This is a genomic window from Cedecea sp. VD22 (assembly GCF_037150195.1).
GTDB lineage: Bacteria > Pseudomonadota > Gammaproteobacteria > Enterobacterales > Enterobacteriaceae > Cedecea.
On record NZ_JBBCPX010000066.1, the window covers coordinates 1 to 272 of the forward strand.

Below are 272 nucleotides of genomic sequence, written 5' to 3' on the forward strand. Positions count from 1 at the left end.
CGGTCCAGACTCCTACGGGAGGCAGCAGTGGGGAATATTGCACAATGGGCGCAAGCCTGATGCAGCCATGCCGCGTGTATGAAGAAGGCCTTCGGGTTGTAAAGTACTTTCAGCGAGGAGGAAGGCACCAAGGTTAATAACCTTGGTGATTGACGTTACTCGCAGAAGAAGCACCGGCTAACTCCGTGCCAGCAGCCGCGGTAATACGGAGGGTGCAAGCGTTAATCGGAATTACTGGGCGTAAAGCGCACGCAGGCGGTTTGTTAAGTCGG

Annotated in this window: 1 rRNA gene; it reads left to right on the top strand. The window is 55.1% G+C overall.

Annotation, left to right across the window (positions count from 1 at the left end):
• Nucleotides 1-272 (top strand): 16S ribosomal RNA (locus WFK85_RS23505); the annotation flags it as partial.